Origin of the sequence: Nostoc sp. ChiSLP03a (assembly GCF_034531215.2) — a bacterium.
Classification (GTDB): Bacteria; Cyanobacteriota; Cyanobacteriia; order Cyanobacteriales; family Nostocaceae; genus Nostoc.
Genome location: NZ_JAVRBQ020000160.1, coordinates 1 through 12,421 on the forward strand (window position 1 = coordinate 1; position 12,421 = coordinate 12,421).

The 12,421-nt window shown below is 40.3% G+C and carries 14 protein-coding genes; 6 read left to right on the top strand and 8 right to left on the bottom strand.

Going from position 1 to position 12,421, the window contains the following annotated elements:
- Nucleotides 1–110: 110 nt before the first annotated feature.
- A complete protein-coding gene (locus RMY32_RS27160) occupies nucleotides 111–881 on the bottom strand; it encodes an SIMPL domain-containing protein (RefSeq protein ID WP_322710564.1) in 771 nt (256 codons plus the stop codon).
- Nucleotides 882–962: 81 nt separating this feature from the next.
- Nucleotides 963–1,112: a hypothetical protein gene (locus RMY32_RS27165; RefSeq protein ID WP_322710565.1), complete on the bottom strand. Its 150-nt coding sequence runs from the start codon at nucleotides 1,110–1,112 to the stop codon at nucleotides 963–965.
- Nucleotides 1,113–1,265: 153 nt separating this feature from the next.
- Here RMY32_RS27165 and RMY32_RS27170 point away from each other — a divergent pair, with 153 nt between their 5' ends.
- The 4 genes from RMY32_RS27170 (at nucleotide 1,266) to RMY32_RS27185 (ending at nucleotide 5,438) form a co-directional block, all read left to right on the top strand.
- Nucleotides 1,266–1,865 (top strand): cytochrome b/b6 domain-containing protein, encoded by a 600-nt coding sequence (locus RMY32_RS27170; protein ID WP_322710566.1) that lies wholly within the window; start codon nucleotides 1,266–1,268, stop codon nucleotides 1,863–1,865.
- A 97-nt stretch (nucleotides 1,866–1,962) separates the two neighbouring features.
- Nucleotides 1,963–3,396, top strand: coding sequence for a bifunctional orotidine-5'-phosphate decarboxylase/orotate phosphoribosyltransferase (locus RMY32_RS27175; protein WP_322710600.1), 1,434 nt, complete (start codon nucleotides 1,963–1,965; stop codon nucleotides 3,394–3,396).
- Between the two features lie 120 nt (nucleotides 3,397–3,516).
- Nucleotides 3,517–4,617, top strand: coding sequence for an AI-2E family transporter (locus tag RMY32_RS27180; RefSeq protein ID WP_322710567.1), 1,101 nt, complete (start codon nucleotides 3,517–3,519; stop codon nucleotides 4,615–4,617).
- Between the two features lie 119 nt (nucleotides 4,618–4,736).
- Nucleotides 4,737–5,438 carry a serine/threonine protein kinase gene (locus tag RMY32_RS27185; RefSeq protein WP_322710568.1) on the top strand — a complete coding sequence of 234 codons (702 nt, stop codon included), beginning with the start codon at nucleotides 4,737–4,739 and terminating at the stop codon, nucleotides 5,436–5,438.
- On the opposite strand, the gene RMY32_RS27190 is transcribed toward RMY32_RS27185, so the two are convergent.
- From RMY32_RS27190 to RMY32_RS27205, 4 genes are all read right to left on the bottom strand, one after another.
- Nucleotides 5,427–5,555 carry a hypothetical protein gene (locus RMY32_RS27190; protein WP_322710569.1) on the bottom strand — a complete coding sequence of 43 codons (129 nt, stop codon included), beginning with the start codon at nucleotides 5,553–5,555 and terminating at the stop codon, nucleotides 5,427–5,429. The two genes, RMY32_RS27185 and RMY32_RS27190, sit on opposite strands and share 12 nt — an antisense overlap.
- Before the next feature lie 64 nt (nucleotides 5,556–5,619).
- Complete coding sequence (locus RMY32_RS27195; RefSeq protein ID WP_322710570.1) at nucleotides 5,620–6,600, bottom strand: AbiJ-NTD4 domain-containing protein; 981 nt, start codon at nucleotides 6,598–6,600, stop codon at nucleotides 5,620–5,622.
- A gap of 82 nt (nucleotides 6,601–6,682) precedes the next feature.
- The gene (locus RMY32_RS27200; RefSeq protein WP_322710571.1) at nucleotides 6,683–7,057 is read right to left on the bottom strand and encodes a DUF5615 family PIN-like protein; all 375 of its coding nucleotides are present in this window, start codon (nucleotides 7,055–7,057) and stop codon (nucleotides 6,683–6,685) included.
- On the bottom strand, nucleotides 7,054–7,371 hold the full coding sequence (locus RMY32_RS27205; protein ID WP_322700173.1) for a DUF433 domain-containing protein: 318 nt from the start codon (nucleotides 7,369–7,371) through the stop codon (nucleotides 7,054–7,056). Before RMY32_RS27205 ends, RMY32_RS27200 begins: the two co-directional genes overlap by 4 nt.
- A gap of 224 nt (nucleotides 7,372–7,595) precedes the next feature.
- On the opposite strand from RMY32_RS27205, the gene RMY32_RS27210 reads away from it, so the two are divergent.
- Nucleotides 7,596–9,506, top strand: a complete 1,911-nt coding sequence (locus tag RMY32_RS27210; protein WP_322710572.1) for a GTPase family protein — start codon at nucleotides 7,596–7,598, stop codon at nucleotides 9,504–9,506.
- Nucleotides 9,507–9,827: 321 nt separating this feature from the next.
- A complete protein-coding gene (locus tag RMY32_RS27215; protein WP_322710573.1) occupies nucleotides 9,828–11,507 on the top strand; it encodes an ATP-binding protein in 1,680 nt (559 codons plus the stop codon).
- A 382-nt stretch (nucleotides 11,508–11,889) separates the two neighbouring features.
- On the opposite strand, the gene RMY32_RS27220 is transcribed toward RMY32_RS27215, so the two are convergent.
- A complete protein-coding gene (locus RMY32_RS27220) occupies nucleotides 11,890–12,162 on the bottom strand; it encodes a type II toxin-antitoxin system RelE/ParE family toxin (RefSeq protein WP_322700176.1) in 273 nt (90 codons plus the stop codon).
- On the bottom strand, nucleotides 12,149–12,361 hold the full coding sequence (locus tag RMY32_RS27225) for a hypothetical protein (protein ID WP_322710574.1): 213 nt from the start codon (nucleotides 12,359–12,361) through the stop codon (nucleotides 12,149–12,151). Before RMY32_RS27225 ends, RMY32_RS27220 begins: the two co-directional genes overlap by 14 nt.
- Nucleotides 12,362–12,421 lie beyond the last annotated feature (60 nt).

Consider the following 12,421-nt stretch of genomic DNA (forward strand, 5'->3'; position numbering starts at 1 on the left):
TGTCGCCTGACGATAATGAGCCAGTAGTTCTTCCGTACTCATGTGGTTAACGATCGCAATCCGTTTCGGCATAAGACGTAGATAGATACACTGCAACGATCCCAGCTTTATTATAAGTATTTATCCGAACTTGATATTAGAGGTAGATCGAGAATCACTCCTGAATTTGGAGAATAACTGATATCTAGAGAAACACTAGCTTTTACCGTCTGAGAACCACCAATTATAGGAGTTGTACTAGCTGTTGCAAAAGTCCTATCTGCTGTTAAATTAGACACCAAGGGAGATGGTCTAGGATTATCATCTGAGTTGATATCAATATCAATAATCTGTCCAGGGGTTAACTGCAAGGTACTAAAAACAGCCTGAGCTTGAGCTTTAGCATCTTTGACAGCTTCGCTGAGAACTTGCAGACGTGCCTGCTGCAATACTTCGTCTGAGGCAGTGAAGCTGATATTTTGTATGATATTTGCGCCTGCTTGAATAGCTTTGTCAATTGCTGCCCCAGATTGATTTGTTGGTAACTCAAACTCAAGTGTGTTCAGACCTTCAAAACCTGTTAGAGTTTGAGTATTATTTTCATAACTATAAACAGGATTTAGTTGAATAGATGTAGTTTGAAGTTCTTGCGCCCCAAGCTTTTGCAGGACATCAACTACCGCACTTGAACGTTGAGCAACAAGTTGTTGAACTTCGGTTGCAGTTTTTCCCTGTACTTTAATCCCCAATTCTACATCAGTTAAAGTGGTCGCAACATTGACCTCTCCTTGACCAGTAACTTCTAATATCTGAGGAGTTTTTGGAGCAGTGCTACCAATCAAAGAATCGGCGATCGCAATACCCAAATTTCTCACACCGATGAGATTATCTGTGTTAGCCATCTTATTCTCCTTGCTTAAAGGATGTTTGATACCTGTTGATGTTTTAATCTTAAATGATGTCTAAAAAGTAAACCGCGTTTATCACCAATACATACTGGATAAAAAACGCTCTCGCATTCGCCAGCCAAAATCCGATCGTTTGACAACTCTAGGGTCGTCAGAAAACCTCATTCCACCAAGAAAGAGCAATCCTGTACTGCTGCGCTGCTGATTTAGGTATTGGATTGACATCGGTCTACTGGTAATCAAACAGCAGATGGTAGACCATTAATGCCAAAATACTGAATCTAAATGATGGGAAAATAAAAGTGAGTAATACTCACCCAAGGTTGCTGGGCTATTTACCCAAGACAGATAAACAACAAATTTTATCAGTCAAAATTTATGACTTCCAACGTTCCCTCTCCAACTCGAAAGCGACCCACTCAAGCAATAGGAGCCAAAATTTTCCACTGGTGTAACATCATTAGTCTATTTATCATGCTCACCAGTGGACTACAAATTTACAACGCTAACCCTGTTTTTGGTGGACGCGCAGGTTTGCACATTCCTCCAATATTTACTTTAGGAGGTTGGCTTGCAGGAGGTAGACACTGGCATTTTGCAGCAATGTGGCTATTCTCGCTGAATCTGTTGTGGTATGGAATTTACATTTTAATTACCCGACGCTGGCGACATCGCTTTGTTGGTGCTAATGATTTGAAAGCATTACAAAAAACTCAAAATTCCCAACGCCTGATTTATGCTTGGCATCGGATTGCTTATACAGCAATTATTCCTATTTTGCTGCTGGCATTATTTACAGGGATAGGAATGTATAAACCTGCTCAATTTTCTTGGATTGTGGATTGCTTTGGCGATTGGCAAGCATTGCGAATTGTTCACTTTGCCTCAGTGCCGATGGTTATCTTATTTGTAGTAATTCACTATCAATTAGGGAAAAAAGCTGGAGGTACTCAACTAACAGAATCAATGTTTTTGTAAACAAACTATGTCAGGGAGATAAATAAACGAAAAGACAAATGACCAATGACTAATGACTAATGACTAATGACTAATGACCAATAACTCTTTAAAAAAAATGAACTTTTTTGATAAATTGAATAGAAATATCTTACAAAATCAAAGCTTACTATTTGTAGGACTCGATCCAAATCCAGAGATGATGCCTGAACGTTATGAATCTGAAGAACTTATTGCTGGTTTGGAAAAGTGGTTACAATTCATTATTGCGGAAACGTCTGATTTCATTTGTGCTTATAAACCGACACTTGGCTTTTACGAAGCATTAGGTATTCCTGGTTTAGAACTACTGTACAAAACTTTAGCAGCTATTCCAGCCCATATCCCAGTAATTTTAGATGCCAAACACAGTGACTTAAATACTAGTAGCATCTTTGCCCAGACTGTGTTTACAAAATGGCAAGTGGACGCAATCACTCTCAGCCCCTATACAGGACAAGATCACGTAGCACCTTTTTTAGTCTATCCTGATAAAGCGGTGTTTATTTTATGCTGTACTTCTAATTCAGGTGCAGAAGCTCTACAGCAATATCCGGCAAACGAATCACCCCTTTATTTACAGGTAGTAAAAGAATCAAAAACCTGGGGAACTCCAGAACAATTGGGTTTGGAAGTGGGAACTACAAATCCTGAAGTTTTAGCACTTATTCGAGCAGTTGCACCCGAACGAATTATGATGGCGCGTAGCATCTGGGCGGAGGCTCAAAACCTGAAACAAATTCTAGAAGCTGGCTTGAATAGTAACGGTGATGGTTTACTCATTCCTGTTCCTCAAGATATGTTAGTAAATATCGAATTATCAAAAGAAGTCCAGTCACTAAGTGCAGAAATCAATCAAATCAAAACTGAAATTATTTACGAAAATTCTACTTGTTCTGTGTGGTTTCCTGATGTTTGTTTTCTAAATCAGCACCCACACCAAGATTTGATTTTACAACTTTATGATATTGACTGCATTATGTTTGGCAGCTTTGTCCAAGCATCAGGAGCGATATTTCCTTATTACATCGACTTACGCAAAATTATTTCCAATCCCCAAGTTTTTAATCAAGTTCTCACAGCTTATGAGGATATTTTGAAGAATCTGAATTTTGATAGATTAGCAGGTATTCCCTACGGTTCATTACCGACTGCGACTGGTTTAGCTTTGCGCCTTCATTGTCCGATGATTTTCCCGCGTAAAGAAGTGAAAGCACACGGAACTCGGAGAGTAATTGAGGGTAACTTTCATGCTGGTGAAACAGTTGTAGTGGTTGACGATATTCTCATTAGCGGCAAAAGTGTCATGGAAGGAGCAGGAAAGTTGGAATCAGCAGGGTTAAAGGTTAATGATATTGTGGTATTTATCGACCACGAACAAGGAGTGAAAGATAGGTTACAGCAAAATGGTTATCGTAGCCATGCGGTTTTAACTATTTCGGAAATTACTAATACTCTCTATCAAGCAGGGAGAATAAATGAGGAGCAATTTTCAGCTTTTGCTGAAAGTTAATCATTGAAATAATGGGAAGTGGATCGTCGGGAAATATTTTTATTGTTTATTTCCTATTGAGCAAATTTAATTACTCGGTTCAATCTAGTAACTAGAATAATTTTCGTTTTGAAATTAATTATGAATTTTTCACTGAATCAATTACTTAGATGGTTAATTTTTACTTTGTTATTTCCTCTAGTATTTCTCAATGGTTGGCTAGCATTTTTGCTGGTGAAAAACTTTCAACCTGTCGTCACAATTCTTGTCTTGGCTACCTTGCTTGCATTTATTTTAAACTATCCTGTTTCGATTCTCCAACAGCGTCAAGTTAAACGCAGCTATGCAGTAGCATTAGTTTTTATATTAGCATTGGTAATTGTTGTGGCTTTGGGTATCATTTTAATGCCCATTGTTTTAGAGCAATTTAATGAAATGGTTAAAGTCTTTCCCCAATGGATTGATTCTAGCGAAGAAAAGCTTCAGATTGTAAATGATTGGTTTTTTAGGCACAAATTAAATGTGAATTTCAGTCAGTTATTAGCACGAATTAATGACCAACTACCAAATGAAATAGAGTTTATTTCAGATAAACTTTTAAGTATTATTATAGATACAATTGATAGTATTTCTGAGGCGTTAATTACAGTAGTGCTGACTTTTTACTTGTTGTTGGATGGCCCAAGAATTTGGGAGGCGATATTTAAGAAGTTACCTGGAAATATTGCCCAGCAGATAAGCCTGTCTATTCAGCAAAACTTTCAAAATTACTTAATTGGTCAGGTAAGTTTGGCTTTGTTGATGGGTGTTTCAATAACATTATTGTTTTTAGCTTTTCAAGTCCAGTTTGGTTTACTCTTTGGTTTGGGAGTTGGACTTTTGAGCTTAATTCCCTTTGGTGATGTCGTCAGTCTGGTTTTAATAACTTTAATAATAGCGTCACATGACTTTTGGCTAGCAGCTAAAGTTTTTGCGGTAGCTGTTGTTATCGATCAGTTAATCGATCAGGCGATCGCACCCCGTCTTTTAGGCAAATTTACTGGCATTAGACCAATATGGGTATTAATTGCTTTGCTTGTAGGAACCAATGTTGGCGGAGTCTTGGGTTTACTAGTTGCGGTACCTGTAGCTGGTTTTATCAAAGATGTAGCAGATGGTTTTTCTAAATCTGTTAATTCTGATAACCTGGGTGAGGGTGAAGCAGCATCAGAATTGTTGGTAGAAGAATCAATATCGCAATGAGTTGTGAATAAAAATTGCCATCTCTACTCTTAACGGGAAGTTACAACGATATCATTTAGGTCGTAATTCACTCAAGTCAACCTTATTCCCAAACCTCGTAAATTGGCTAAGGAATTAATATGGACAAATTGCTCCTAAAACAGTTAGTCAAAAACATTTATCAGGAACTACTGCCTAGATTACAGATTGAAAGTGTCAATCCCTATAATCCAATTAAGGTCAGTTATCTTCCGCAACCTTGGCGGCTGCTTGGCAAAGGAAACTACGCCGCAGTATTTTATCACCCCGATTCCCCTGACTGTGTAGTTAAGATTTATGCCCCAGGACGGCCAGGTTTTGAAGAGGAAGTAGAAGTTTACCACCGTCTAGGTTATCATCCAGCCTTTTCTGAGTGTTTCTACGCCAAGGATGGGTTTTTAGTCTTGAAACGGCTTTATGGAACAACTCTCTACGATTGTATGCACTTTGGTTTACTAATTCCCAAGCAGGTAATAAAGGACATTGATGAAGCTCTTGACTATGCGCGAAGTTGCGGACTCCACCCTCATGATGTCCACGGGCGTAATGTCATGATGTACCAAGGCAGAGGATTAGTTGTAGATATATCAGATTTCCTGCATCAAGAAGCTTGCTCAAAGTGGAATGACCTCAAAAAGGCTTACTACTGGTTATATTTGCCCGTGTGTTACCCACTGCGACTGCGCGTACCATACTTTGCCTTAGATATCGTCCGCAAATTTTATCGTCTGGGAATTTCTGTTAAAACTTTTTGTTACCAACTATCTCTAAGATTAACTAATATTAAGTATTTAAAACGTTAAGAGCGATCGCCAGAAAATTTTGTGCCGTCCAATTTTTGCTATTTTGGCACTTTCGTCATCAACACTTCGTTGATAAATCTTATTGTTGCTTGCGATCGCTGAATGTATCGAAGACAATTGCGTAGACAGCCAAAGGCGATCGCTCCTTATCTCCCAAATCTAATTAAAAAGTGATCGCACTCTAAATCTTCGATTTCAGGTAATTTATGAAAGACGTACATGAAAGTAAAAAGAACTTTGCATCAGCAATAGTTAGATCAGGCTCAGTCAACATAGCATGTCTGATACCTCCCTCATCACTTGTATATCCATACAGAGTTAAGAATGAATTTTTTAAAGCGGGATGTAAATTGTGAGAAACATCCAGAACCTTCAGAGCATCTGCTAAAGTTGCCTTTGGTTTTCCAGTAATGGCTTTTGCAAGACTTTCGACTGCGGAAATAGATTCTTTTATAGAGTTTCTGTAGTCAGGATTTTCCTTGTCGCTCATCAAAGCAAGGGAGCGCTTCAAATGGGTGGATACAGCAGGAAAGTTTTTATCATCTACTGCTTGCTCAAGCATTTCAATTTCTTGCTCATTGGTGATATCTATGAATACACCTCCGACAAATCTATAACCTGCCAGTTCTCTTTCTAATATAGAGTTTATCTCTTTTACAAGTTTTGGAGATTTAAAATAATTTATAGTTATTTCAAGAAAATCGTAAACTTCATACCATTGGCATTTTTGAAAATAATTTAATAACCATTTGACAGATGCTCTTGAGCTTGCAGGCAAGTTATCCAAAAGATACTTAAAATATTTTACCCAAATATATTCAATAAAAACATCTATAAGTTTGCCCGAATATGTGATAACACCTTTATATATGGAATTTGAGTATTCTGAAAATAACTTTGCACTTAATACATTCCAAAGAGAATTGCGTAGAGCATCATTCATACTATCAATTTGGATAATCTCAGATATTGGCTTCAAGCCTCGTCGTTGGCTAAAAGTCTTGGCTGAAACCTCAACTGCGAACATTTCAGGTAAATGTTGTTTTGCTTCGTATTCAGCAATTTTTTTAGGAGCATGTATATGACAGTATCCAGAAGAATTAGCTTTGAGCTTACATTTTTCTCTAGATTTAGTTATTGCCTTACAATTAGCTGATGACATACGAGATCACTTCAAAGATATCTTTATTAAGATAGCAGCCTTACCAATGAAACCTAGTATTAATTAAAACGCTGACAGTGGTTTAATAGCTTTTATCAATATAAGCACTCAAAAATACTAGTTGCTTTACCATCTCCTCAGCCGAACGAGTAGTAACCAACTTGAGTAACCCTTGTAACTGTTGCCCTACGGAATAGCGTTGTTGCTGCAACAAGATAATGCCAGCATGATTTCTTTCTGTGGCTAAAAACTCGTTATGTAAGCAGCAAAAGTCTCTTCGGTTGTAGCTATAGATAACACGCCCTTGCTCTGTTGCCCAAATTAGCTGCTCATCATCAGAATAGCTCTGCCTGCTCACATCGGCCACTGTCACAATATCCAAGTTTGCATTACAGAAAGCTTTGATTAGGGACTTCTCAACACTGTCCTCATCTAAATACAAACGAATTTGGCTCACTGTCTCTTCGCCGTATATTCAACTTCTAAACGGTCGTATTCTTCAATTTCTGCGGCAATCTCCGTGTCAATTACTTCCTGGTTAGCATAGTAGTAAGCTAGCGCTGCATAAACTTGTGCCAACATTAGCTGTGGTCTTTGGACAACTATCTCTTCTGGTTTCATGCCTGCGTTGAAATCGATCGCAATATTATGTACCGTAATCCGGTGTCCTGCAATCCGAGGGCGACCACCACAGGTTCCGGGTGTGCTGACAATCAGCGTGCCAATGTCGGTAATTGTTTGCATAGCTTGTTTACTAAATTTTGCTCTCATAGACAACTGAGCAATTTTAAACTTCTTCTAATCTAGAATATAAATATCCAGTTGTTTATTTAGCTACCTACAGCAAAATCAAACATTTATCCCTAATAATTAGGAGTCTACCATTAATCCCAGAAAACCAAACATCCTGCCTGCATTGGAGACGATAGACTCTTTATAAGAGTAATTTTGACAAAAACTCGAATTTCCCAATATTTCAAAGCAGGTATGGGGCAATGGTGCGGTTAAAACTGTGGCAGTGGGTAGTCTTAGCAATTCCGATCGCGTTTATCATCATTTTCTTACTGGTGTCTGCCGGTTCACAAATTCATGCGTGGGGCATTAATTGGATTTGGGGTATATTCACCGTTTTATTTGTTGGTTGGCGTTGGCTGCTAGTCAAATGGACTCAACCAGCTGTTAACGAGGTGGAAGCTGTATTAACTGAAGTCCGTGAAGAACTGGAATCGACAGCAGAGGATACAGCAGCGCTACCTGTGGGAAGTGACACCACAAAACTTGCACAAACCGCCCTTCAAGAAATTCTCCAAGCAGCACAAAGCGATCGCCCGATTTGGGAAGACTGGCAAACTTTTTGGACGCGATGTCAGGATTTAGTTGTAGCGATCGCTCATATCTACAATCCTGAAGTTCAATATCCCTTGTTGAATATTTACGTCCCCCAAGCTTACGGGCTGATTCGGGGAACGGTGGATGATATGGATCGGTGGATGCAAAAGTTATCCCCTGTCCTCAATCAGGTAACGGTTGGACAAGCATACCAAGGATATGAAGTCTACCGAAAGTTGGAACCATCGGCTCGGAAATTCTGGAAAGCTTGGAACTGGGCACAGTGGATCTTAAATCCGGTGGCGGCGGTGGCAAAACAAGCCAGTCAGGGTTCTAGTAACCAAGCAACTCAGCAATTATTGGGGAATTTGAGCCAGTTATTCCGGGAAGCTGCCTTGAGAAACTTATGCCGACAAGCGATCGCACTTTACGGACGTAGCACCTTACCAGTTCCAGCAACCGTAGTTTCTACTCCAACTTTACCCCAGGCAAAAACTCAAACACTCCGAGAAATCCTGACTCAAGCTCAACCAGCCGAGGCGGTTGAGCAAAAACCCGTGAATATTTTGCTGGTGGGGCGCACGGGATCGGGAAAAAGTAGCCTGATTAATACGCTATTTCAGGCGGATCTCGCAGCCGTTGATGTTTTACCCAGTACCGATCGCATTCAGAGTTATCAATGGCAGACTGAAAGTGGGGAAACTTTGACGCTTTTAGACACACCTGGTTACGAACAAGTCAACCGTGCCGAACTCCGAAATTTGGTGCTTGATTATGCCATCAATTCAGATTTGCTGCTGTTAGCTACTCCTGCCCTCGATCCTGCCCTGCAAATGGATGTAGACTTTTTGCAAGACATCAAAGCAGAAATTGCAGATTTACCTGCGATCGCGATCGTCACCCAAGTAGACCGGCTGCGTCCCATCCGCGAATGGCAACCGCCTTATGATTGGGAATGGGGCGATCGTCCCAAAGAAATTGCCATTAGAGAAGCCACTGAGTATCGCGCCAAACAGCTAGGAAACTTCTGTAATCTCGTTTTACCAGTGGTTACAAGCGACAGCAAAACAAATCGAGTTGCCTGGGGAGTAGAAGCGCTATCCTTGGGATTAGTGGATGCGATCGCACCTACCAAGCAACTCCGTCTTGCCCGCTTTTTGCGTAACCTAGAAACTCGCATCGTCGCCGCCGCCAAAATCATCGACCATTACACCTTCCAAATGACGACAACACAAGGATTAACGACATTGCTCAAAAGTCCCGTCCTTCAGTTTGTTTCTACCCTCTCAACCGGCTCTCCAGCTCTTGCGTATATGCTGGCAAAGGAAATTCCTGTGGAACAGTTACCGATTGTCATTGGTAAACTGCAAATGGGATATGAGCTTTTCTCACTCTTAAACCCCAACTCGGTCAACTTTGAGTTGCTAGCCCTTTGGCCGCTACTGCTGGAAAATTCCGCTGCACCCGATCGCAATGCTTGGGCATTTGGTCACGCTCTAGTGGAGTACTGGACTCAAAATCTGACGGTTGAACAACTCCGGGAGCGATTTGAGTATTATTTAGCGATCGCCAAATAATTTGTCTGCAATGGCGATGTCTACGAAGGATTGTGACGCATCTTCGATTTTGTTGCAAATACTACGTCTAAATAACGAGTTTAAGCTGTTACGTAACCACCGTCGATAAACACCAAAAGTTGCATTAATAAATAAAAGTAAATTACGAATATTTACTTAGCACTTTTGAAGAATTTCATACTATATAAGGAAAAGTAAAAATGCGGTAACAGATTGTACTCCCAATATCGAGGTTAAGATTACGATTAAAAGTAGGTGTCTGCTGAACCTACCCGTTTTAGCTAAGTTTTTATACCGATATCTTTTTGTTCGGAGTTCTTTATGAAAAATATATTACAAACCTCCATTTCTCAAGAACAGAATTCAGATCGGAGCTATAGCATTTCTTCTTACAACAGGCTGCTTTTGGTCGTGAAGGATTTGGCTTGTGTGCGGACTATTGAAGAAATTATTGAGATTGTGCGTTTGGCTGCTCGCGATCTCACAAATGCTGATGGAGTAACTTTTGTATTGCGGGATGGTGAATGTTGCCACTATGTCGATGAAAACGCCATTGGCCCGCTTTGGAAAGGTATGCGTTTTCCCCTCAAGTCTTGCATCTCCGGTTGGGCAATGCTCAATAAAAAAGCAGCCATAATTGAGGATATTTACCAGGATGCACGAATTCCGATTGAGGCGTACAAGGTAACTTTTGTCAAAAGTTTAGTGATGGTTCCGATTCGGGTTTCCGATCCTTTGGGTGCGATTGGAGCTTACTGGAGTACACCCCACTTAGCCACATCTGAAGAGATCGGAATGCTGGAGATTTTGACTGATACTACAGCAGTTGCGATCGCTAACGTGCAACTTTTCCAGAAATTGACGAACCAAAATGCCCTAAAAGACAAATTTATTGCCATGCTGGGTCACGAACTGAGGAATCCCGTTGCCCCCATCTCCAACGGCGTTCAGCTACTGAAGTTGAAGCTAGGACAGACTGGTGCAGTCGGAGAAACAGTTTTAATGATGCAAAACCAGATTAAGCACCTCTCGAAATTGATCGATGAGTTACTTGATGTGTCGTCCATCACTTATGGGAAGATTTCATTAAACCTTGAGAAGGTTAATCTGGTAGAATTAATTCGCCAAAGTCTCAATGACCATGCACAAGCAATCAAGAGATGGAACCTTAATGTAGTAGAAGACCTGCCAAACACGCCCGTGTGGGCTTATGTTGATTCCACTCGCTTCTTCCAAATCTTTGGGAACCTTCTTGATAACGCCTTAAAGTTTTCCCAGCCAGATGGAACGATCTGGGTGGATTTTTCAGTTATTCCAGGAGAAAATGGCTCAGGTAGTATCGCGGCCTTATCTGTAAGAGACTTAGGCATCGGCATAGAACCGACAATATTACCAGAACTTTTCGAGCCGTTTACCCAGGCCGATCGCAGTTTAGATCGTTCGCGGGGCGGGCTAGGTTTGGGACTTTCGGTAGTCAAAAGTCTTGTAGAACTTCATGGTGGTAATGTTGAAGCCTCAAGTAGAGGGATAAATTTGGGAGCAGAATTCAAAGTCACTCTCCCTATATGCGAAGAGATTACAGCCTCGGACGACGACCTAGAGATTACAGAGGCGGCGAAAAAATCGTTGAAGATTTTAGTTATTGAAGATAACGAGGATTCAGCCCTATCCTTACAAGCAGTACTTGAGTATTTTGGGCATGAAGTTGCCATTGCCAAGAATGGAATTTTAGGGGTAGAAACTGCAAAGAAGCTTGAGCCTCATGTGATTATTTGTGACATCGGACTTCCCGAAATGGATGGATTCGCCGTTGCACAAGAACTAAGTAAAGACTCCAAATTTACTCGCTCAATTCTGATTGCGCTTACCGGCTATGGTAGCCAAGAGGATCGGCAGCTTGCGCTGAAGTCTGGTTTCAAATCCCACTTAACCAAGCCTGTAGACTTTGACATACTGAAAGCAGAAATCGATCGATACTTTGATGAAGTATTATCAAGTTGACATTATCTTAACCGTCGATCTCCCCTCATAAGGTTTATTACATACATACTTAATACAAATCCGTTGCCTTGTTTTGGAACATACGCGATCGCATAGATTGACCTCTCCCCCAACCCCTCTCCGAAACGGAGAGGGCAGCCAGATTTCTCCCCCTTCCCTTGTAGGGAAGGGGGTTGGGGGGTTAGGTCTGTGTGCGAAGTGCAAGGGTGCGATCGCGCTGATAAAATGGTCAATTAGGTAAAAACATTGTTATCTTTGTACTCTTAAAGCTTGACTGTAAATGACATTTATAAAATCAATAAATTGTTGTCACACAGCATTTGCCGCTTTACTGGTATTAGGGTATATATACAGTAATGATGATAACAAGTTTTACAGTGCTTCAAGGAAAAATTCTGTAGATGTCTTTGCGGTGAGCAACTCGTTGGCAAATTAATGTTTTTGTTGCTTGATCGAGAGTAATGCCAATACGATAATCACCAACTCGAATCTTATATTTATCACTATAGCCTTTCAGCTTTTCAAGATATCCTAATTCAAAGGGATTCTCTGATTCAAGTTCTTGAAAGACAATAGGTTCTATGCGGCTTTGGATCTCAACTGGTAAAGCAGCAAGTTCTTTCAAGAACCTTTTGGTATATTCAACTTGCCACATTTTCTTCTTTTAGTAATTGATAATATTGTAGTGCTTCATCTTTTGATAATGGTTTTTCTTCCTCTACTTCATCAATGAGTTTTGCTAACCCATAATCTTCAAGAATTTCTTCAATTTTTTCAAATTCAGCGATAGGAATTTGTACGGCAATAGGTTGTTGATTGTCATCAATAACATAGCTTTTGTGAAGTTCAAGCATTTTAATAACTCCTATGTGTAGAAATCCATACGCTTACTATAAGCTGTAGTAAGGAAGCGG

Coding starts and splice junctions, on each gene's coding strand:
- RMY32_RS27210 (WP_322710572.1), top strand. CDS start 7,596: ATGGTGCGGTTAAAACTGTGGCAGTGGGTAGTCTTAGCAATTCCGATC.
- RMY32_RS27220 (WP_322700176.1), bottom strand. CDS start 12,162: ATGTGGCAAGTTGAATATACCAAAAGGTTCTTGAAAGAACTTGCTGCT.
- RMY32_RS27185 (WP_322710568.1), top strand. CDS start 4,737: ATGGACAAATTGCTCCTAAAACAGTTAGTCAAAAACATTTATCAGGAA.
- RMY32_RS27165 (WP_322710565.1), bottom strand. CDS start 1,112: ATGTCAATCCAATACCTAAATCAGCAGCGCAGCAGTACAGGATTGCTC.
- RMY32_RS27175 (WP_322710600.1), top strand. CDS start 1,963: ATGAACTTTTTTGATAAATTGAATAGAAATATCTTACAAAATCAAAGC.
- RMY32_RS27180 (WP_322710567.1), top strand. CDS start 3,517: ATGAATTTTTCACTGAATCAATTACTTAGATGGTTAATTTTTACTTTG.
- RMY32_RS27160 (WP_322710564.1), bottom strand. CDS start 881: ATGGCTAACACAGATAATCTCATCGGTGTGAGAAATTTGGGTATTGCG.
- RMY32_RS27170 (WP_322710566.1), top strand. CDS start 1,266: ATGACTTCCAACGTTCCCTCTCCAACTCGAAAGCGACCCACTCAAGCA.
- RMY32_RS27205 (WP_322700173.1), bottom strand. CDS start 7,371: ATGAGAGCAAAATTTAGTAAACAAGCTATGCAAACAATTACCGACATT.
- RMY32_RS27195 (WP_322710570.1), bottom strand. CDS start 6,600: ATGTCATCAGCTAATTGTAAGGCAATAACTAAATCTAGAGAAAAATGT.
- RMY32_RS27215 (WP_322710573.1), top strand. CDS start 9,828: ATGAAAAATATATTACAAACCTCCATTTCTCAAGAACAGAATTCAGAT.
- RMY32_RS27225 (WP_322710574.1), bottom strand. CDS start 12,361: ATGCTTGAACTTCACAAAAGCTATGTTATTGATGACAATCAACAACCT.